Source organism: Mesorhizobium sp. WSM1293 (assembly GCF_000513875.1).
Taxonomy (GTDB): domain Bacteria; phylum Pseudomonadota; class Alphaproteobacteria; order Rhizobiales; family Rhizobiaceae; genus Mesorhizobium; species Mesorhizobium ciceri.
Genome location: NZ_AZUV01000044.1, coordinates 1 through 21,687 on the forward strand (window position 1 = coordinate 1; position 21,687 = coordinate 21,687).

The 21,687-nt window shown below is 57.9% G+C and carries 13 protein-coding genes and 2 pseudogenes; 14 read left to right on the top strand and 1 reads right to left on the bottom strand.

The features are described from left to right. Nucleotides 1-158: 158 nt before the first annotated feature. The 10 genes from M729_RS0129975 to M729_RS0130020 all read left to right on the top strand — a co-directional run bounded on the left by M729_RS0129975 (nucleotide 159) and on the right by M729_RS0130020 (nucleotide 13,965). Nucleotides 159-467 (top strand): hypothetical protein, encoded by a 309-nt coding sequence (locus M729_RS0129975; RefSeq protein WP_348626686.1) that lies wholly within the window; start codon nucleotides 159-161, stop codon nucleotides 465-467. 277 nt (nucleotides 468-744) lie between these two features. Beyond that, nucleotides 745-1,977, top strand: a complete 1,233-nt coding sequence (locus tag M729_RS0129980; protein WP_027163738.1) for a hydantoinase/carbamoylase family amidase — start codon at nucleotides 745-747, stop codon at nucleotides 1,975-1,977. Between the two features lie 1,184 nt (nucleotides 1,978-3,161). Next, nucleotides 3,162-4,823, top strand: a complete 1,662-nt coding sequence (locus tag M729_RS0129985; RefSeq protein ID WP_027163739.1) for an ABC transporter substrate-binding protein — start codon at nucleotides 3,162-3,164, stop codon at nucleotides 4,821-4,823. 27 nt (nucleotides 4,824-4,850) lie between these two features. Beyond that, a complete protein-coding gene (locus M729_RS0129990; RefSeq protein ID WP_027163740.1) occupies nucleotides 4,851-5,825 on the top strand; it encodes an ABC transporter permease in 975 nt (324 codons plus the stop codon). Beyond that, on the top strand, nucleotides 5,822-6,754 hold the full coding sequence (locus M729_RS0129995) for an ABC transporter permease (protein WP_027163741.1): 933 nt from the start codon (nucleotides 5,822-5,824) through the stop codon (nucleotides 6,752-6,754). The genes M729_RS0129990 and M729_RS0129995 overlap by 4 nt, the downstream gene beginning before the upstream one ends. After that, nucleotides 6,751-7,758: an ABC transporter ATP-binding protein gene (locus M729_RS0130000; protein ID WP_027163742.1), complete on the top strand. Its 1,008-nt coding sequence runs from the start codon at nucleotides 6,751-6,753 to the stop codon at nucleotides 7,756-7,758. The genes M729_RS0129995 and M729_RS0130000 overlap by 4 nt, the downstream gene beginning before the upstream one ends. Further along, nucleotides 7,751-8,752 (top strand): ABC transporter ATP-binding protein, encoded by a 1,002-nt coding sequence (locus tag M729_RS0130005; RefSeq protein WP_027163743.1) that lies wholly within the window; start codon nucleotides 7,751-7,753, stop codon nucleotides 8,750-8,752. The genes M729_RS0130000 and M729_RS0130005 overlap by 8 nt, the downstream gene beginning before the upstream one ends. A gap of 641 nt (nucleotides 8,753-9,393) precedes the next feature. Beyond that, nucleotides 9,394-10,803, top strand: coding sequence for an aminotransferase class III-fold pyridoxal phosphate-dependent enzyme (locus M729_RS01000000136195; RefSeq protein WP_156949356.1), 1,410 nt, complete (start codon nucleotides 9,394-9,396; stop codon nucleotides 10,801-10,803). Between the two features lie 321 nt (nucleotides 10,804-11,124). Next, a complete protein-coding gene (locus M729_RS0130015; RefSeq protein WP_027163744.1) occupies nucleotides 11,125-12,309 on the top strand; it encodes a glycine C-acetyltransferase in 1,185 nt (394 codons plus the stop codon). A 219-nt stretch (nucleotides 12,310-12,528) separates the two neighbouring features. After that, nucleotides 12,529-13,965 (top strand): amidase, encoded by a 1,437-nt coding sequence (locus M729_RS0130020; protein ID WP_027163745.1) that lies wholly within the window; start codon nucleotides 12,529-12,531, stop codon nucleotides 13,963-13,965. A 1,255-nt stretch (nucleotides 13,966-15,220) separates the two neighbouring features. Here M729_RS0130020 and M729_RS1000000138650 read toward each other — a convergent pair. Then, nucleotides 15,221-15,415: pseudogene (locus M729_RS1000000138650) on the bottom strand (IS110 family transposase); the annotation flags it as partial. Between the two features lie 16 nt (nucleotides 15,416-15,431). Here M729_RS1000000138650 and M729_RS01000000136205 point away from each other — a divergent pair. The 4 genes and pseudogenes from M729_RS01000000136205 to M729_RS01000000136215 all read left to right on the top strand — a co-directional run bounded on the left by M729_RS01000000136205 (nucleotide 15,432) and on the right by M729_RS01000000136215 (nucleotide 21,465). Further along, on the top strand, nucleotides 15,432-16,523 hold the full coding sequence (locus tag M729_RS01000000136205) for a hypothetical protein (RefSeq protein WP_245267666.1): 1,092 nt from the start codon (nucleotides 15,432-15,434) through the stop codon (nucleotides 16,521-16,523). A 12-nt stretch (nucleotides 16,524-16,535) separates the two neighbouring features. Beyond that, nucleotides 16,536-17,286 (top strand): annotated as a pseudogene (istB, locus tag M729_RS01000000136210) (IS21-like element helper ATPase IstB). 1,385 nt (nucleotides 17,287-18,671) lie between these two features. Then, the gene (locus tag M729_RS1000000139555) at nucleotides 18,672-18,860 is read left to right on the top strand and encodes a hypothetical protein (RefSeq protein WP_027163752.1); all 189 of its coding nucleotides are present in this window, start codon (nucleotides 18,672-18,674) and stop codon (nucleotides 18,858-18,860) included. 1,318 nt (nucleotides 18,861-20,178) lie between these two features. Continuing rightward, complete coding sequence (locus M729_RS01000000136215; protein ID WP_050596386.1) at nucleotides 20,179-21,465, top strand: acetyl-CoA carboxylase biotin carboxylase subunit family protein; 1,287 nt, start codon at nucleotides 20,179-20,181, stop codon at nucleotides 21,463-21,465. Nucleotides 21,466-21,687 lie beyond the last annotated feature (222 nt).

A 21,687-nucleotide genomic window follows, 5' to 3' on the forward strand; every position in this document is an offset into this window, starting at 1 on the left:
GTCGTTCGCGCCGTCCTTCACTATCTGGTCAGCGATGAAGACGTCGATGCGACCGCAAACGCCATCCGATCAGTTCTGGAGGAGGAGCCAGTGCTTCGTCGAGGTCTGCTCCACTTGCAACAGCCGACTGTTATTTCTCATGAATACGAGCAAAGATAATGACCTCATCTGAACGATTGAGCGCGGTTTTCGAGCATATCGACGCCAATCGTATGAGCTTTCTCGACCGACTAATCGATTACGTCCAGCATCCTAGCATCAGTGCCGAGAATCGAGGCATTGCCGAAGTTGGAAAGTTGCCGGTCGAGATGCTCGCCGAGATCGGGCTTGAGACAAGTTTGGTGCCGACCGAAGGGCACCCCATAGCGCTCGCGCGCTGGCAGAACGCGCCTGGTAAACCGACGGTGCTGCTCTACGGCCACAAAACGCCGTACGCAAACGCCGATGATGCAAACCATGCCGAATGAAATCTGACCCTGGGCTGCTTCCACCGCGGGATTCGTACGGGCGCCGCTGTATTGTACGAGCTTGGTCTGTTGCAGTTTCCTGGGCGCGGCGCCTAGCGAAGTGAGCGCCGCATCCAGAGTCCGATCGGGCTGAGTAATAGGGAGTTCACCGCCAAAGAAGCCCTACCACGAGATCTGCGAGACACGGGCCAATATCGCTTTCAATTCCGACAGCAAAAAATGACGTGGAGGGACGAGAGAGCAAAACTCTCGTCAGGTGAATTTAGGAGGTAAAGCAATGCCAAAGATCAACGCAGGGCGGCTGCTCTCGGACCTTAGAGTTTTGGCGCAATTCGGCGCGCACCGAACGGGCGTCCATCGTCCGACATACTCGAAAGAGGATATGGACAGCCGTCGCTGGCTCGCGCAGCAGTACGAAACATTAGGGCTTCGAGCCCACATCGATGGGGTGGGCAATGTGTTTGGGATGCCCCGTTCGGAAGGACGGTCACTGCTAATCGGGTCGCACGCAGAGTCGCAGAACCATGCCGGATGGCTCGACGGAGCGCTTGGCGTAATCTACGGCCTCGAGATCGCCCGGGCTTTTGGGGAAACCCCGAGCTGCACCGGCCTTCCCATAGCTCCTGTCGCCTGGGCGGATGAAGAAAGTCACTACATTCCATTGCTCGGAAGTCGTTCGTTCGTAGGCGACGTCGAAGAGGCGGAGATCGACAGTGCGGTCAACGTCGATCACGGGCTGCCACTCAGAGATGCGCTCCGCGGGGCTGGCCTGGCAGGCGTGCCTCGATCTCTGGTGGAGCCGGAACGCTACGTCGGCTACCTGGAAGCACACATAGAACAGGGCGACGTTCTGGAAGGCTCGGGCAACCGGATCGGCGTTGTTACCAGCATTGTAGGAATCTGGCAGTACTCAATCGCTTTTCGCGGCATCCAGAACCATGCCGGTACCACGCGCATGGCTATCCGAAAGGATGCCGGCGTCGCAGCAGCTACACTTGCCATGGCTATTGCCAAACACTTCCCTGAAATTGCCGGACCGCGTTCCGTTTGGACAACGGGCCGCATCACGCTGGAGCCGGGCGCCCTCAACATAATTCCGGGGAGAGCAGAGATGTTGTTTCAGTTCCGGGATTCAGAGATGTTGGTCCTTGAGCGCCTCCATGCGGGTTTAAGGGAACTGGTTCACGAGACCGCGATGAAAACCGGTTGCAGCGCCGAGATTAAACAGACCAGCGCCGGCAAACCGTGGCATATGGATCCGGAATTCCAAACAGCAATAGAGAGTGCGGCGGCGCGCCTTTCACCCGGCGCCTACGTGAGGATGCCAAGTGGCGCAAGTCACGATGCACAGGTCATCGGACGTAAAGTCAGGTCCGCTATGCTTTTCGTGCCGAGCATCAGCGGTATTAGCCACCATTGGACTGAAAACACCAACGACGCTGATCTCGTACTCGGCTGCCAGGTCCTGGCTGATGCCGCGGAGACGATCCTACGTGGCGAACGCAAGTAGCGGTTGAGGTGCGGATAGGCAACGAGTGTTCGATTTGGTCCAGCCCAAAAGCGCCGGACGGGAACCTCTCGGCTAAAAATGTCCATTTTGGCTGGGCGGGCGGCCCGGGCATGCGGGCGTTGACTGCTGACGGCCGATTAACCGTGATTGGATGAGTTGCAGGGCCTAAGTGGCGTCTAATGTTGTGAGAGAGATTACGAGGGCGTCCGTCCGGGCCCTCTAGCTGCTACCGCTATGCAGTTGCTGCGCGGCCGCGACTTCCGTACGGCGCGCCTTCGGTGGAGGGTGAGGGAAAGTGATCGGCGTGATCCGTTTGGTAGATTGAGTTTCACGTGCAACGGCGGCGCGCATAATGGACAGGAGGGGAAGCAATACAGGTACGCCGACGAGCACATTGCCTAGGCGGAAACGGACTCGACTCGAAATTAGATCGGAGACAGATCGCGCCCGCTGAGAGCGTGTGCGGGTGGCTGCTTTGCCGCCTTTCCATCCGCCTGGATGAGTCGCAGCGACTAGCTTACAAGGATTCGACAACCAGCGAGGCAACGAAGCGATCCATTTTCTCTGGAGCTACGTCGGCCCGCAATCTAGCTTTGCGAGCGATAATGCACAGGCGACCGAGTTCTGCTTCCACCAAGCGTCCAACAAATGCGTGTTCTTCGATGGCTAACTTCGTCGCTCTGAGTCTTAAGCGGAGCCAAATATCTCTCATCCGCCGTGTCCCAGACATGGTGTGGCTCAGCGGCTATGAGCCGCTCTCGTGCGCGGCTTGATGGTCGAAAGCACGGACTTCGGTTTACCCAACAATCCGCCCACCTGAATCTCGGCCATGATCCAGCTACGTGCGCTAGATGCGATTGGATCGAGCAGTTGTGAATTATGACCGATGTGTTTCAACGGACCTACCCTTTTGAAGCACAAATACGTCGTTGTGACCGCACTGTGGCGAGGTCCTGTCTGGCGACAGGGCGCCAGTAGATGGAAAACGAACAGTAGCTTATCGCAATCGGCGCTCTTTGCAAGCGACCGTGCAGATACAAATCCAGTGCAGGGCGTCGATTTTTCGGAACAAGAGCAAGTAGAGCTTGGTAGTGCCTTAACGTGGCGCGGGCAGTGATTGCTATGAGAAAGGAGCCCGATTCTATTCGGCAGAAATGAATGAATAAGTCAGATGGGAGAACAGAATGAACAAGTTGCAACTCAATCGCCGTGCAATAATCAAGGCGATGCTGTTGGGATCGGCGGCCCCGTGGGTCTTGACTTCAAAGAGCTTTGCCGCGTCTTCCTGCGAAGATCACCTCGTGCGCGTCGGCACGGTCGTCGCCCCTGACACGATGAACCCATTTGCCACCTGGAGCTCGTTCTACCCGACGATATACACATATGACTTTCTGGTCTGCGTAGACGCCCAGCGCCATCCCGATCGGAAGGGCTTTGCCAAAGAGTGGTCGGTTGCTGATGACAAGCGCACCTGGACCTTCAAGATCTGGCCTGGGATGAAGTGGTCTGATGGCCAGCCTGCGACGGCCAGAGACGCGGCATTCACCTATAACTATTTGCTTGGCTCCATGGGAAAGCCTGCCGAACTGAACGTCGGCGCGAACAACACTAGTGGCATGCAGAACGTCGGGTCCATCGCGGCACTTGATGACGAGACGCTCCAAATCGTGACCAAGGCACCCACCCGCTGGCCAATCGAAAACAGCGTAATGATAGTTCCCGAGCATATCTGGAAAGATGTCTCCTACGCCGATGCGCGCAGCACCTTCCGCAATGATCCACCGCTGGTGGGCACGGGGCCGATGATTATTCAGGAGTTTCAGCAGGGGCAGTTTGCCCGCCTGACGCCGAACGAGTACTTCCGCACAGGAAAGCCGGCTACGGACGGTATGATTTTCAATTTCTTCAGTACCGCCGACCCCCTGGCGCAGGGTCTGAAAAGCGGGAATCTCGACTTTGGCTTCGGCATGACAGTTGCCCAGTGGGATGACCTCTCCAAAGATCCTAAAATCGTGGCTGCAGAAGCGCGTATTGAGCAACGGAATTTCTTGGCGTTCAACACTGTCTCTGGACTTGGTGCGGGAAGTACCAAGGCACTACAGGATCCGGCGTTTCGCGATGCGATCGGCTACGCGATCGACCAGAATACCCTTGTCGATCGAGCTTTCCGAGGGCATGCCGACCCTGGCGTGGGACTGGTCATGCCGGCGGCCACTGAATACTTTTCGGACTTGAGCGACATCAGGCGCAACTTCAATCTCGCCGAGGCGGGCCGCCGGCTCGATGCCGCCGGCTATCGGGACATCGACGGTGACAATGTCCGAGAAGACAAGGAAGGAAACAAGTTCCAACTGGAGCTGATCACTGGAAATATTTCGGGAAATTTGGAAATCCCAATTGCAGCCGTGCAGCTTATCGCTGGCTGGTTAGCACAAATCGGCATTCCCGTATCCGTCACCCAGCTCGACTCCGGGGCGCTCAATGCCCGTACGGCAGCGCCGACCAAGGGCGGGGGCGGCTGGGATCTGGTCGTTGCCTCTAACTGGGGGTCGCCCTCGCCTGACGACGTGCTCGCCCTGGGCAAAAGTGCTGACCGTGCCAACAGGTCATACTGGAGCAACGAGAAGTTCAATCAAATCGTGTCTCAAGTCAAACTCGTCGTAGATGTCAAGAGGAGCCGCGAGCTGGTCGATCAGGCGGCGCGTCTCATCTACAAGGAGGCGCCTTACATCATGCTGTGTTACCCCATGTTGCTCGAAGCTTATCGTAAGGATTGCTTCGAGGGCTGGGGGGAGGACCTATCAACGTGGAGTTACTATCCGTTTGATCGCCTGAAGCCGGTTTGAGATGATCTTCATGGAGAGCGAGCCCAGATGAGCCGGCGCATCGGGAGCATTCTCATCAGGGCCATCACAACCCTCCTGATGGTGGCGGTGCTGAACTTCGTCCTGTTCCGGGTCATTCCTGGTGACCCTGCATCGCTACTGCTTAGTGGCGCACGCGTCAGCGTGACCGCTGAGCAGATCGACGCGCAGCGCGAGAGTTGGGGCCTTGACCGGCCGCTGTTCCCTGATCAGGTGCTCGACTACCTGTCGTCAACGCTCCGCGGCGATTTCGGCTATAGCTTCAAGTTCAGGGGGAGGCATGTTGCTGACCTGATTTTGGAGCGGTTACCAGCCACCATTGTCCTGGTCGGTCTAGCCCAATTGATAGCCATCCTATGCGGGGTTATGCTTGGCCTATATGCGGGTTGGCGCAGAGGAGGAGCCGGCGACCATATCGCGACGGGAGCCTCCCTGGCGCTCTATTCTACGCCGGCTTTCTGGGTGGGCATGATCCTGGTGGTGATCTTCAGTACGGCATTAGGCTGGCTACCGGGTTATGGTGCACATTCGCCCGGCGCGGTTACGGGTTCGCTTGATTGGTTGCTTGACTACTTGCGGCATCTCGCGCTTCCGGTCACTGCGGTGGCTCTTGGGCTAATCGGCCAATACGTTGTGGTCGCACGTGCCGCGATGAGCGACGTCGTCACCGAGGACTACATGGTGACCGCACGGGCCAAGGGACTTACCGGCGGACAGATGCTGATGCGTCATGCATTTCGCAATGCAATGCTGCCGGTCGTCACCTTGATTACTCTCAATCTGGGGTATGTGGTGGCGGGTGCCATCACCGTCGAAGCCGTTTTCGCCTGGCCGGGCATCGGTGGCCTCACGGTCGAAGCGCTCAACGCGCGGGACTATCCTGTCCTTCAAGGCATATTCCTGTTGCTTGGTGCTTCAATTGTCGTCGCAAACCTCATAGCCGATCTTGCCTACGGCCTGCTTGATCCGAGGGTCCGACAATGAGTGACACTATAGTTCGGTATTCTGGGCGTAGCCGGGCGCGTGCTATCAAAGCCTTTCTAGTCCAATTTCTTGGTTACGGCGGAGCTCAGGTGGGCCTCGTATGCCTGGTATTCTTTCTTGTTGTGGCAGCCGTCCCCAATATTCTGGTGGGGCCGCTTCAGACTGCGATCAATGCAAGTGGCGATTTCCTCGCGTCCCCATCAGGCGATCATCTGCTGGGGACGGACGAGGTGGGGCGGGACGTGCTTAATTTGATCGTCCACGGTGCCCGGATCTCGCTCACGATCGCGCTGCTGGCGACCGTGATCAGCCTCATCGTCGGCACTACGGTCGGAATGACTGCTGGATACTATGGTGGCAGGGTTGACGTCTGGCTGATGCGCTTGACGGATTTCTTTTTCGTCATGCCGTCCTTCGTGCTAGCGCTGGTCATCACACCGGTGGTTCTCGAGGTGATGGGGCGCGGCAGAGAAATCCTCGGCTTCCGTCCTTCTCTTTTCGTGATCCTTGTCGTCATCGGCATGACAAGCTGGGCGTTCGTGGCCCGTATCGTTCGCAGTCAGACACTGTCGCTTAAGGAACGAACATTCATCGATCGTGCGCGCGTTGTTGGCAGCAGCAATTTCAGCATCATGGTGCGGCACATCCTGCCTAATCTCGTATCGCAAATCGCAGCGAACGGTGCCCTGGTCGTCGCCGGCGCAATCTATGTCGAGACGTCGCTCTCGTTCCTTGGGCTTGGCGATCCGCTGCAGCCTTCATGGGGCACTTTGCTTTCGCTCGCTCAGCGCGCCGGCGCGGCCAGTGCCGGAGCCTGGTGGTATCTGGGAGCCCCCGGAGTGTGCATCCTCGCGGTTTCACTTAGCTTCGTCCTGATTGGCAATGCCCTCGACGACACGTTCAATCCACGGCGGCGGGTGATCCCATGATAGAGTCCCCTCAAGGCAGAGCACCGCTTTTGGAGGTTGACGGGCTCGCTGTCGACTACGGGCTTAAGGGCGTTTCCTCGCGTGCGATCGACAACGTGAGCTTCGCGGTTTGGGCCGGAGAGGCCGTTGGCCTCGTCGGAGAATCGGGCAGCGGGAAGACCACGACTGCAATGGCAATTGCCGGTCTGCTATCCCCCAACGCGCGGGTCAGCAGCGGCGAGGTGCGTTATCGCGGTAACCGACTGCCGATCGACGAGGATGCGGCGATGCGGCCACATCGCTGGGGCGAAACGTCCGTAGTCTTCCAGGGCGCGATGAATGCGCTCAATCCAGTTCACCGCATCATCAAGCAGATTGCCGAGCCGTGCATGCTGAAGCTCGGCATGTCACGTGGCGAGGCGTCGGCGCGAGCCAAGGAACTGCTCGAACTCGTCGGAATTCCGGCGGATCGCGGCGCCGCCTATCCTCACGAATTGTCAGGCGGCATGCGTCAAAGGGTGATGATTGCCATGGCGCTCGCGTGTCGCCCCTCGATCGTCATCGGTGACGAGCCCACCACGGCACTCGACGTCATAACACAGGCTCAGATCCTGAAGCTGCTCGGAGAGCTGCGATCGCAGCTGAACCTGGCCCTCATTTTGATCACTCACGACCTTTCTGTGGTGGCCGAGTGTTGTGATCGCGTGATGATCATGTACTCAGGTCGCATCGTCGAGGACGGCACTGTCGCTGAGATCTTCGCCAAGCCCAAACATCCCTACACCCGACTGCTGATCGAATCGATCCCGAACCCAGCGAGCGGCAAAAAGATGATCCGGCCGATACCTGGTGATCCCCCCAACTTGGTGAATCGACCATCAGGCTGCGCCTTCCATCCGCGTTGCCCCTCGGCTATGGCGGTTTGCGCGACCGAAGTTCCCAACCTCGATAAGTTCGGGCGGGGAGGCGTCGCCTGTCACCTTCACCGGTCCTCGCAAGAAGACAAGGTCGCAGCTCATGCCTGACACCGCCGACTTCCTGCATCTTGAGAGCCTGCAGGTGCATTTTCCTGTCCAGGGCGGGCTGTTCGACCGTGTCCTGGGCCGACCTGCCGGCGCTGTGCGCGCGGTGGATGGGATCGACCTCGACATCGGACGGGGTGAGATTGTCGCGCTGGTCGGGGAATCGGGAAGCGGCAAGACGACGGTGGGCCGCCTCATCACCAAGCTTGCACAGCCAACAGGCGGCAAGCTGTTGTTCGAAGGCCGCGACATGACGTCCGTTCAACGCTTGTCGGCTTTGCGCCCTTACCGGCATCGCGTGCAAATGATCTTCCAGGACGCCTATCAGGCGCTCAATCCGCGACACACCGTGTTCGATATCGTGGCGGAGCCTTTGCGGTCACTACGGCTGGTTGATAACGGCAAACAGCTCAGCGACCGTGTGAGCGAAGCGCTTGCGTCCGCCGGGCTCAACCCTCCCGGTGATTTCTTTACCCGCTTCCCACATGAGCTGTCTGGCGGGCAGCGCCAGCGGGTTGTGATTGCCGGAGCCCTTGCCGTGCGGCCGGAGCTCATCGTCGCCGACGAACCTGTCTCGATGCTCGATGTCTCGATACGCGCACAGATCCTTCAGGTTCTGGTTGACCTGCGTGACAAGCACAACATGGCGCTGCTGTTCATCACCCACGACCTGCCGCTTGCCTGGTTGATCGCCGACAGAATCGCTGTCTTGTATCTTGGGAAATTGGTCGAGATCGGTAGCGCCGACGAGATCACATTCAACCCTCGCCATCCGTATACCGTCGCTCTGCGTAACGCCACCCCGCAGATTGGCGGCAACGCAGGTCGCGCCGAGCTGCCGGCCCTGCAAGGCGAGGTTCCAAGTGCCGCCCGCGTGCCCAAAGGCTGCCGTTTCCATCCGCGTTGCCCACTGGCCTTCGACCGCTGCCGGCATGAGGAACCACAACCAATCGAGGTTGGACCAAAGCACTTGGCTGCGTGCTGGCTGGCAAGGTGAAGGGCGCTCGGTGCTCTCAGATTTGCCAGCTCTCTCGAGGCAAAACACCGGTGCCGACTCTCGAGAGAGTTGCGATCGGCTTCAGGGGCGGTTTGCCCAAATTCGGAATAGAGTTAGGTTGCAACCATTGATGTCACTGGAGCAGATGCGGCGCTTACCTGACCGAGAGTCAGGCCAACGATCACAAGGCTGCCGCATTGATAGTGGAGGCTTAGCCGCCAATGCGGTATTTGCTCGCCACCGAGCTTATGGCTCCATGAGTATTATCCCTTGCATGTCGCCCTAACTGGCAAAGAGTTATCCAAGCGCATCTCGTGTGACGGCTCCTCACAAGGGCTTGCCCTGACATCGCCATTTCCTTACCCCTCAATTAGTTGATGTAATGGCGGTCATCCCGACCTCTCCCGCAGTACGCTTGGCGCCACGTACGCTGCTTATTTCAAGCCACACCTTGGTATGCGATAGCCGTTTCAGGCGCCGGCCTCTTTTGGCGCGAACCTGTACCTCAGGTGTCATAAGCTTTGGAATAGTTCGTCCATGCCAGCGCATGTTATTTGTCCAGCCGAAATGGATATTATCTTCTGGAAAGTAGCCGCGCTACTAGCGTTCAAAAGCAGAGTTACCCCGAAGGAGACGTTACTTTGGTCCAGAATTTTGCAGCAAGCTCTGGAATGTTTCAGGATGCGTTTTTTAGTCAAGATGGATCTGCAACCGTTCCGCTTATGATCAAGGCGGAAGGGATCTGGATGTTTGACGAACATGGGCAGGCCTACATCGATGGGTCGTCGGGACCTATCGCTTGCAATATCGGACATGCCAATGGGCGCGTTGCGCGTGCGATGTATCGGCAGGCATTGACGCTTAATTATGCCTATCCGCGCGTTGCGCGTCATGCCCCCAACGCGGCGCTAACAAGCCGGCTTTGCAGTCTAGCGGGCGCCCCATTCGAACGGGTCGGTCTAGCTTCAGGCGGAAGCGAAGCTATGGATCTCGCGCTGAAGTTCCTACGGCAATACGCGCTTGCAAAGGGCTTATCCAGCAAGCGCATTTTGATCTCCAACATGCCGTCGTATCATGGCGCATCCATCGGCACCCTAGCGATTTCGGGCGATGAAACCCTAGCCCCTTTTCTATCTGGCTTCGCAATTGCAGGCGCGAAAGTGCCTGCTCCAATCACCTATCGAGGAGAACCGGGACTTTCGACTGAAGAAATCGCTGACCAAAGCATAGCAGCGCTTGAGAAGGCTATCGTAAATCTAGGCCCAGAAAACGTCCTCGCGTACGTGGTTGAACCAGTGGGCGGTGTGGCAACCGGATGCCTCGTACCGCCGGCTGTTTATTTTCAACGCATCCGTGAGTTGTGCGACCGATACGGCGTGTTTCTCGTTTTCGATGAGATTTTGTGCGGCGCCGGCCGAACCGGCAAGTTCCTCGCAACACACCATTTGAGCGGCTGCATTCCAGATGTCATTGTCATGGCAAAGGGAATTGCTGCAGGTTACAGTCCTTTGGGCGCAGTGCTTCTCCCTGCAGGGCCTGTTGATGAATTGGCAAAGCTTACCGGTTTTAACTTTTCACACACCTACGGCGCAAACCCTATTTCGTGCGCCGCCGCGCTGGCGGTCCTGGACGAATACGAGGATCACGATCTCATCGCCAACGCCGCGCAGGCTGGTGAGCATCTTGGACGCATATTGCGGCAGCTCATACAGACATCACCCATCGTAGGCGATGTGCGCGGGATTGGGCTGCTATACGCGGTTGAATTGGTACAAGACAAGGAATCAAAAGCTCAATTTCCCAATGATTTTAATGTGACCGAAGTCGCTCGGACCGAGGCATTGAAGGAAGGTCTCATAATTTACTCAAGGCGTACGTCCGCAGGAAAATATGGAGACTGGTTCATCGTCGCACCGCCATTGACCGTGACCCTAGCCGACTGCGAACAGATCGGGCAGCGAGTGGAGCGTGCGTTGGTGGGTGTCCGACATAGATTTGAAGGTGGCTGCGGGGCAGCCGGTTTCCCACAGAGGTTATCACTTGAGCTGTAGCCAAATGCATGGAGCAAATCCGATGAGTCGAAGGCATGCGAAGGCGGGTCGGTCCGTTCCTAGATGGCTCATGAATTGATGGCTCATGAATTTTCGCTGACAAAGTACCGGTCCGTAATGTTCGACTGCCGTCATCTACCGCGATCGAAGTGCACCAGACGGCGCATGCGGACCTCCTTCGAGGCGGTTCCCAAGGAACCGTCGTGAGCCTCAGTCCAGAAAGTCGAGCAGGTGTAATGCGGTTACATCTGTGACGAGCGTCCAGTCCGCAACGGTCGCATCGCGCAGATCCTACGTCATGCCGCTCCTAGGGGGTATCCGATGAACGCTTTTAGTTCCCATTTGTGGGCGGAGCTTGCTGGGTTGAAGTCTGCTGGGCTCCACAAATCCGAGCGCGTCATTTCCTCGACGCAGTCGGCCGAGATCGAACTCGCAGATGGCAGCAAAGTCCTGAATTTCTGCGCCAACAACTATCTTGGTCTGGCTGACAATGAAGATCTGCGCAAGGCGGCCATCGCTGCGCTTGACCGTTATGGATACGGCATGGCGTCGGTCCGCTTCATCTGCGGCACTCAGGAAGGGCACAAGCAACTCGAGCAGCGCATATCCTCATTCCTCAAGATGGAAGATGCGATCCTGTATTCATCCTGTTTTGACGCCAATGCTGGTTTGTTCGAGACGCTGCTCGGCGAGGAAGACGCCATCATCTCCGATGCGCTGAACCACGCCTCGATCATTGACGGCGTGCGGCTTTCGAAGGCCAAGCGCTTCCGCTACGCCAACAATGACATGGCCGCGCTGGAAGAAGAGCTAAAGAGGGCTGAGGGCACCCGCTTCAAATTGATCGCGACAGACGGCGTCTTTTCGATGGACGGCATTGTCGCCAATCTTGTCGGGGTTTGCGACCTTGCGGAAAAGTATGGAGCGATGGTCATGGTCGACGACAGCCATGCGGTCGGCTTCATCGGCAAGTATGGGCGGGGCACGGCAGAGTATTGCGGAGTCGAGGGCAGGGTGGACATCATCACCGGTACGCTCGGCAAGGCGCTCGGCGGCGCCTCCGGCGGCTACACGGCGGGCAAGTGCGAGGTGGTTGACTGGCTTCGACAGTGCTCGCGGCCTTACCTCTTCTCCAATACACTGATGCCCGCCATTGCAGTGGCGTCGCTGAAGGTTTTCGATCTGATAGAACAAGGTGATGTGCTGCGCGAAAGGCTTTACGCCAATGCCGCCCGCTTTCGCTCACAGATGTCGAAACCGGGCTTCACACTGGCAGGCGCGGACCATCCAATCATTCCTGTGGTGTTGGGCGAAGCCAGCCTCGCGCAACAGATGGCTGAGAAGCTGCTCCGGCGCGGCATCTATGTGATCGGATTCTCCTTCCCCGTGGTGCCGAAAGGCCAGGCGCGCATCCGTACGCAAATCTCCGCCGCACATTCGACTGCGGATGTTGATCGTGCGATCGAGGCCTTCACGGCGGTAGGCCGGGAATTGGGAGTCATTTAATGCCCAACAAGTGTGGAGCGCCTTTGTTGTGCCTCCCAGAACTTTTTGTGGCCGCTGTCACCGCAGACTTACTAACACTCTGCTCACGCTGCGTCCTGAACGGGTGGAGCACGGCAAGGACCGTTCCGTGATGCGGTCGGCGCAGCTTTAGCCCATCCTGCGACGTACTGGCGGCTGAAGATGCGAGGGAGGAATCACTGATGACAAGGAGAACTAAACATGAAACTGCGTGAATATGCCACGCACGACGCTACTGGGCTCGCGCAACTGGTAAACCGACGCGAGATCAGCGCCATCGAACTTATCAAATTGGCGCGTGAGGCTCACGAGCGCATCAACCCCAGCATCAACGCCGTAGTCGAGTTCTATGACGACGCTGAGTCCGTGCCTGGGGCAGACACGGGGCCATTTTCCGGCGTTCCATTCCTGCGAAAGGACATGGGGCCTTACGAGGCCGGCCGACTTCAGGAGTTCGGAAGTCGGCTCTTCGTCGGCTATCGGCCGACTGTGGACAGCTACTTCACTCAGCGTGCGCGCGCGGCAGGCTTGCGTCTCTTGGGTCGGACTACCACGCCCGAACTGGGGATCGGGAGTAGCGAGTCCGCGTTGTGCGGGATCACCCGCAATCCCTGGAATCTTGACCGAACGACCGGGGGCTCGACGGCGGGCTCCGCGGCCGCTGTGGCTGCGGGTATCGTCCCGATCGCCAGCGGCGGCGACGGCGGTGGCTCGATCCGTGCACCCGCATCGTTCTGTGGCCTTGTCGGTCTGAACCCCTCACGCGGCCGCATCTCCGGCGGCCCTGACCAGCAAGACCGAGGCTTCGGTCAGAGCCGCAACTTCGTAATGTGCCGCACCGTTCGCGACATGGCGGCGGCCCTGGATGTGTTTTCCGGTCCGCATCCTGGCGATCCGTTTATCATTGTCCAGCCTGACCGCTTATATGTAAGTGAATTATCCCAGCCGACCGGCGTTATGCGGGTCGGCGTTGCAAGGACGAGGTGGGCTCCGGTTGATATGGACCCAGAGGTCATGAATGCAGTCGACTCCACGGCTCGCCTTTTAGAAGAAATGGGACACACCGTAATTGACATCGATGCACCTTATGAGTTCGAAGATGCCTTGAACATATGGTTCGGGTTATCGGCTCTTAGCAGTGGTTCGCTCGAAAATTCGGCTCAAGCCATGGGCCGCAGTCTCAACGCGGAGACTGTGGAACCACTTACGCTTAAACTAAATAATTATGGTAAGAATTTGCCGCTATCCTATTCTCGGGAGGTTCATGAGGCCCTCCGAATGATGCGGCTGCGAGTAGGCGAAGCGCTACATTCTTTCGATATAGTTGTGACGCCTACTATGCCGACTGTAGCTTTTCCACAAGGTGGCATTCATAACACGACTAATCCGAGCACTTCGGCCGAGGATTTCATGAAAGCTTATGCTGGGATCTATTCACATTTGAGAGTATTCAACATTACCGGGCAGCCGTCAGTATCACTGCCTTTGGCACAAAGCGCCGACGGGCTGCCGATCGGCGTTCAGATCGTGAGCCGTTTCGGTGACGAAGCAACGCTTGTTCGTATCGCCCGCGATCTCGAAGAGGCGATTCCCTGGGCAGCTAGACGGCCGCCCGTGTTTGCTGGCGGTCCCGAATAGAAGGTCTTTTTCACTCTGTGGTGCTGTTACGCAATTCGCCGATTGTGATTGTGTGAGACGCGCTCTGAGGGAATCGCGATGGCAGTGAAGCTGAGCTTGGCGGAGGCTTTTTTAAAAGTCGTATTCTGGAAGGGCCGCAAGCCGCTCGTGGCGCTCAAGGGCATTCAGGGCGCGCCCCGACGGTTGAACAGATCGGCATGCGGGGACTTCGGCACGAGGTGCGCCTGCAGGATAGCATGCACCTCGTTTCACTCGCGCGCGATGCCTACGACCTCGTTGCGTCGCGCGACGGGGCGGCGAAGCCGCTCAGTTCGCTCATCGGGAACCCAGACCGCAGGCAGAAAGGCGCTGGCATGGAGCTGCGCCAGAATGGATCGTGTCGGTCTTGATCCTGGCACGGGCGATCGCCTTCACCTACATCGTTCGGCGACAATCGCCCGGCCGACATAGGGCGATAGAACCCGCACCACCGCCATGGCATTGCCCGTGGCCTCGACGACAATCTCATCCGTCCGTCGCAAACTGCGGCGGAACCCTTCCAGTCCCGACCCGTCCGCGATGGCGCAGCCGGCCATCTTCCCAAACCACCACCTCCGCAAAGGTGCGGTGGATGTCCATTCCAACCATACGTCTCATTGGCTCCCCCTCGGTGGGTGACGCGACACCTGCGAATCCGCGCGCTCGGCGCAATTGGGCAGGTCGCAGGGGTGGCCAGCTACTAACACGAGCTCGCAGCTCATCGAATTGATCGGCCTGCCAGCGGTCGCGCGCCGATCAGCCCGGCCAATGCCGGAGAGCACGGCGACCACATGGCATGAAAGTTATCGAGACCTCGAGCGGAACCTGCGGATTCCGACGTGAAGCCGGCCGCCATTCCGATCAAACACCGGCCACCATTCCGGTATGAAGCCGGCCACCATTCCAACCAAAGACCGGCCGGTTTTCGGCACTGAAGATTACCCTGGGTCAGCAACTTTGGCATCAATTACCTCGCGATGAACGAGGACATTTTGATGCCGGCAAAGAGAAGGCTGACCATGAGACAGGACAAATGCTTCGGCTTGCCGGAAGCGGGACCAGCTCCCGCGAGATTGCGGTCGTATTGGAGATAGCGCGCAGTACGGTGCAGGATAAACTGCGGCGTGCCGCGGCAATCGGATTGAGTTGGCCCCTGCCAGGCGAGCTGACCGATGACGCGCTTGAGAACAAACTCTTCGCTCGCAATGGCGTCAAACAGGGCACGCGGCGACGCACGGAACCGAACCTCTCCCTCCCGGCCGCCTTCCGCAATCGCGATGGCGTTCCTCAGCTTAGCGACATCGATTCCGACAAATGCTTCCCTATAATCTGCCACGGCTCGTCCTCCTGTGATGAGGATCGGCTCGGACCGCCCGAGCAACCCTCGGACGCGCAGTGTAGGGCGAGCCACCTCACCGGCAGAAGCGGACATACGGTCTTAGGTCTTCGTGGATTATTCCGGCAAGAAGATCCCGATTGTCGATCGCAAGACCGGTGAGATCCGCGAGGCGGAGATCTTCGTGGCGGTGCTGGGTGCGTCCAGCTACACCTTTGCCGAGGCCACCTGGACGCAAACGCTCCCCGACTGGATTGGCTCCCATGTCCGGATGTTTCGTTTTTTTCACGGCGTTCCCAGACTCGTCATTCCCGACAATCTGAAGTCGGGCGTCAGTCGTGCCAGCTTCTACGATCCCGAGATCAACCCCAGCTACGGCATGATGGCATCTGCGTCGGCGTTCTTCCGGCACGGCCGCGACGGCCGAAGGACAAATCGAAAGTGGAGAATGGAGTGCGTTTCGCCCAGTCCTGCATTCTGGGGCGCCTGCGCAACCAGACTTTCTTCTCGCTGGCTGAGGCCAATGCCGCCATTGCCCAGGCGCTCGATCGCATCAACGACCACGTCATGCGCCGGCTGGGCGTCAGTCGCCGGCAGCTCTTCGAGACAGTCGAGCGCCCGGCTTTGGCCAGTCTTCCACTGGAGGATTACGAGTTTGCCGAATGGCGTTTGGCCCGCGTCTCGACGGATTACCACGTCGAGTTCAAGAGCCTTCTTTTATTCCGTGCCCCACAGCCTCATTCGCCAGCAAGTCGATCTGAGAGCAACGGCACGCATCATCGAGATCTTCCACCGCGGCAAGCGCATTGCCGTCCATCAGCGCCGCTATGGCGGCCCTCGTCATGGAACTGGTCCGGATCATATGCCCAGCTCCCATCGGCGATATGCCGAATGGACGCCGGATCGTTTCCGTCGATGGGCCGCATCCGTCGGGCCCGAGACGGAAGGCTTGATTGTCGCAATCCTCGCCAGCCGCCCACATCCTGAACAAGGCTTTCGAACATGCCTGGATGTCCTGCGCCTGTTTCGCGATGTCACACGCGATCGCGCCGAAGCCGTGTCAGCCCGGGCCGTCAAGATCGGTGGGCTGAACTGCAAGAGCATCGCCTCGCTCATCGCCAATCACAAGGCCGCAAGGCATTCCACCGAACCGAGCGCCATCGTCGATCACGCCAATCTGCGTGGCCCTGATTACTTTCATTGAGGAGACACACCAATGCTTATCCATCCCACCATCGACATGCTACGCGAACTCGGCCTTCATGGCATGGCCACCGCCTTCCAGGAGCTCGACGCACAATCCGAAGCACGCGGCCTCGAGCATGGCGAATGGCTTGCCATGCTGCTCGAGCGCCTACCATGCGCCGCCAGAAGCGTTTCGAAGCCCGCGCCAGGGCTGCAAAGCTTCGCCATGACGCACAGATCGAGAATGCCGACTTTCGTGCCGCACGCGGTCTTGACCGCAATTTGTTCATGGCGCTCGCCGGCTGCGACTGGGTTCGCAAGCATCACAATCTTCTCATCACCGGGCCGGCAGGCGTCGGCAAGAGCTGGCTGGCCTGTGCGCTAGGCCACAAAGCTTGCCGAGAGGATTTCTCCGTCGCCTATCACCGCGTTCCACGGCTGTTTGCAACACTTGCCCTCGCGAGAGGCGACGGACGTTATGGCCGGATCCTCAAGCAACTCGCCAAAACCGACCTTCTCATTCTCGATGACTGGGGACCGGAAAAACTCAATGATGACCAGCGGCGTGATGTGCTTGAAATCATTAAGACCGTTACGAACGCCGATCGACAATCGTCACCAGTCAGCTGCCCCTGGATCACTGGTAGGAGATCATTGCAAACCCAACTCTGGCCGATGCCATCCTGGACCGCCTCGTTCACAACGCCTATCGCATCGATCTCACCGGCGAAAGCATGCGAAAACAGCGCTCGCCAAGAGCGTCTGAAACAGCGCAAGCTTGACCGGAAACGAAACCCAATCCAAACATCAACGAGACCCAGGATCAGTCCGAAAAATGGCCGGCTTCAAATCGGAACACCGGCCGGAATGAAATCGGAATGACTGGCCGGCTTCAAATCGGAATTGATGGCCGGCTTCGTCGGAATCCGCAGCCGAACCTTCGCGCTGGGTTTGGCGGTTAGTTTGCCGAGAACATGGATTCCAGCTCGAAATCTTTACAGACCCAGTGATGGACAAAGGCATGGAAAACAGGCTGAAGTCCTTGGGAGCCGAAGGATTCATAATAACTGAAAAGGCGAAGGAGGGTGGCTTTCAAAGAAGCCGCCTGGACGCATTGCACGCTAGAATGAAAACAGTTGGCCACTCCTGTTTCTGGCCCCGGTAATGCGAAACGCCGGACAACCCCGCAGCCTATAAGCTCTTCGCTGATCAGGTATCGGGGATGTTGGACGCGGACGTAACATTGGTCGGTTCTGTGGGCTCAGGCGGCTCTACTTACGGAACGATAGAGCGCCTCCGCCAAAAAGCTCCTGGCGCGCCTGATTGGAGTGGACACATTTAACAGCGTCATTTTTGGCCAACGGGATGGCGAACGGAAAACTGCGGAGCCTGGGGAACAGTCTTGTCCAAAAACGTGAAGCATGAACTCTATGACGAGGTGCACCTCATCTCGGCTCCGCTCGTATTTGCTGCAGCGCGAACCCTCCACGAACGGCACTCCGTTTTCGTCGGTCGGACTTCCGGAGCGAGCTACATCGTCGGGCGTTGGCGCGCTCGGCAGTACCCAGGGAAAGCGTAGTCGTCATATGTCCTGATGAGGGCCACCGCTACGTCGAAGCCGTTTACGGCCACAAGTGGCCAAAGCAGAACGGATGTCTACATAAAGGTCTTCTGTTGGACGCGCCGACAACAACCGAAATCCCCCTTCGACCGCTCCCCCGCCATGGAACCGATATCTTCGGAAGCGGAAAAGCCGGAAGCTGTCCTGAACCTCGTGAAGGAAGTTTGATGGACAGAGGTAGCTTCCTTTTCGTGGAAAGCAACACGACTGGCACCGGCGAACTACTGATGAAGCGGGCCCGACTCCTAGGCTTTGAGATCTACCTCGTTACGCGCAATCGCTATTCGTTTCTTAAGGACTCGGTCGCCCAAGTGATCGAAGCTGAAACGCGCAGTCCGGGCGAACTCGTTGGGGTCGCCGCCAAATTAAGAGGCCTGGCAGGTATATACTCGTCGTCGGATTACTTCGTGGAAGCAGCGCCAAGTGCCGCGATGGCGATGGGCCTTCCCGGCCCCGCTACCGGAGCCAACGGGAAATGGCCTCTTTTGCCTCGGTTGCGGTGTCGGCTCTGGGCCTGGAATTCGGACGGCTCATGTGGAGTTCGTGATGACCGAGTCAGGCCCCGTCATCATCGAGGTCATCCCCAGGCTGGCTGGAGGAATGATTTCAGTCATGCTCACGCACGCCTTGGGCACGTTAATCCTTGACATGGTGATCAAACTTTACGCAGGAGAACCTTTCACGCCCCACAAGTCAGCGCAAGGGCGGCAGCCATCCGTTTCCAGCTTTTCATAAGTCCGACAAGCTCAAAGGCCTGGGCTTTTCACGAAATCCAGACCCGACAGTGCCAGAGGTCGCGCCAGATTGAGCTCATCGGCTACATCCAGGAAAACAAGGCCAATCTTGTTCTGAAGCCCTCTAACGCGATCCGGGAGAGCATGTCTTGGTTGGGCGTCTCACGTCCTCAGAGGTGTGGGAAGATCACATTGACCGGGCCGCCTGCAACCCATACGTTGTTCAAGAGTACGTCAGGCCCGGAGAGGTTACGGCCGGGGCTCGCGGCGTGTCGCAGAAGCGGCAGCAAGCGGCTCTTCTGAAAGGTCGCCGACGGATGCGAACGTATCGCCGCGCAGTGTGAGCTGGGCTGGTGAAGCGGCAAAAGACCTGTCCTATGGGTATCGCCTTTCCTGACGATCGGTCTCTTAGATTCAACATACAATTTGATCTCGGCGCCCGATGATAGTAAGCGCTTTTCGGGCTCCCTTCGCTGGGGCTTGACGCACGTTGTACGATGGAGGCCCGCAGCGCCCAATTTTCGATGCCGACGTCATGACCGGCAAAAAGCGCGACCGGCGTTCTCGACCGTTGGTGTCGAGCTCAAGCCCTCCGTCTCCAGGAAGCGGATGAGTTTCTAGTGGGTCAGCGCACAACGGATGTCAGTAGCCAGGTGGAACCGGACCAGATCAAGGACAGCTGTTTTCGAACCACGGCCGCAGTGCTGCGATAATCGGTGTCGGATACTCCTTGAGCGCAGCAAGCCGATCTAAGGGTGGCATTCCGCGCACGCCGTCTTCGATTGCATAGAGAGCCGCGATTTGGCGCAGGGCGATCGAGCTTCGTGTTGCGCATCTGCTTCACGGCGCAGGATTCATACTGGTTGCATCATCGAGAGGGCGACGCTGGCACAACTGGCATCCCGACAAACGATCGAAAGCCACGCATGGCCGACTCGTTCCAAAGCCATACGGGCTAGCGAACGGTTTCAACGCCGATACTTGCAACCATATCCGCCTTCCCGGCGGGCCAGTCTGCGGCTCGTAGCCGCTGAATCTGCTGTTCCTGGGCATGACTAAACATTTAGTGCGCGAAGCGGGGCCTTCGAGAAATTGACGACGTCTTTTCTGTGGCGCGCTCGTGCGTGAAAGTAACTTTCCCGCCATTCTGCTGACGTGATGACGCCGTCAAGATGCTCTGTGCCAAACCGCCCTAATCAAAGACGTTGCAACAAAGCCTTCGAGTGAATTTACAGAACCTTCACGCCGCAATTCGCCGACAATGATACGTTCACCAAAACGTCTGAGGTCAGCACAGCACGCAAGAGGGTCAAAAGTTGATGGCAAAAAGAGCGCTAATCCTGGTTGAAGGCAATCCAAGGGGTCTTGGTCTGCTATACGTCCAAGCGGCCCAGCGTCTTGGTCTTCATCCAATTACCCTGTCGGCTGATTCTGCTCAGTATCATTATCTTGCGGCGGAAAGTATTGAGGCAATCCGTGTCGATACAGACGATCGCGATGCGCTGATCCACGAATGTTCCCGGCTACGTGCGACGTATGACGTTGCCGGCATTACGTCCGCCACAGAGTCGTTCTATGCGACAGTTGGCAAGCTCTGCCGGCTTTTCAATCTACCGGGACCGAACCCCGAATCCATTGAACGATGCTGTGACAAATTCGCTCAACGTCAGCTCCTTGCGGAAGCCGGCGTTCCAATTCCTGCTTATCGCATGGCAGAGAATGCGACGGACGTAGAAAGCTCTGCCAGAGAGATCGGCCTGCCAGTGGTTCTTAAGCCAGCCGTTGGCCTCGGCTGCAGAGGAGTCCGATTGTGCCGCAGCTTCGACGAGGTAGCCGAACATACGAACTATCTGTTGGGCGGGAAGCACATATGGCGGTCCCCGCCGAGAATACTGGTCGAACAATTTGCAGAAGGCCCCTATTATTGGGCCGACATAATGGGCGATCGGGTCATTGGAATTGGCACCGGTGACACCGGACCCTTACCGTATTTCGTCGGTGGGGAGAGCACCTTTCCGGCCTTGCTGACGGATGACGAGCATGAGCGTATCGACGATGTCTTGCTGAGCTGTTTGGCAGCTCTGGGCCTTGGCTGGGGGCCAACGGGCATTGAATTCCGGTGGACGAAGCGTGGCCCAGTTATCATTGAGGTCAATCCGCGGCTTCATGGTACGCCCACTCCCCAACTGACTCAGCTGGCTTACGGCATCGATCTCGTCACCGAGCACATCAAGCTTGTGATCGGGGACGAATGGGATTTGCACAGAAGTCGTTCACAGACTGCGGCAGCGCGGTTTCTGGTTCCTGATCGAGATGGCACGCTCGATTGGATCGGGGGTGACAGTCGGGCGGCTGATATCCCAGGTGTCGCCGAGGTCAAATTCTATGTTGAACCCAAGACGACGTTCATCAGGAAAGGCGATCACCGAGACTGTATCGGATATGTCATCGCCACTTCCCCCACCCTTGCTCGGAGCAAGGCGATTCTTCAGAGTGCCGTCGACTCGATCACTTGGTCGATCACACCATTCCCGACCCTTGGCGAATGGAACAATCTGCGTCCCCTTACCTCCCCGCAACCGGAGAAAACGCCAGATAAGAGGTGATTGTCGCCGAACATTGATGCATTGAGAGCACGAGAGAGACGTGTAGCAACTGATCCGGCGATGTTCCTGGACTCTGCGCCCGCTTCCGAATCTAATTAGTTGGTCCGGCGCACATCCAACAGGTATCTCAAACCGCATCACTTTCCGCGGTCGGCGGTTCAAGAAACTATGTATTTTGGTGCAAACCAACCTCCCTCCTGCCCCATATTTCGTCGAAGCTAA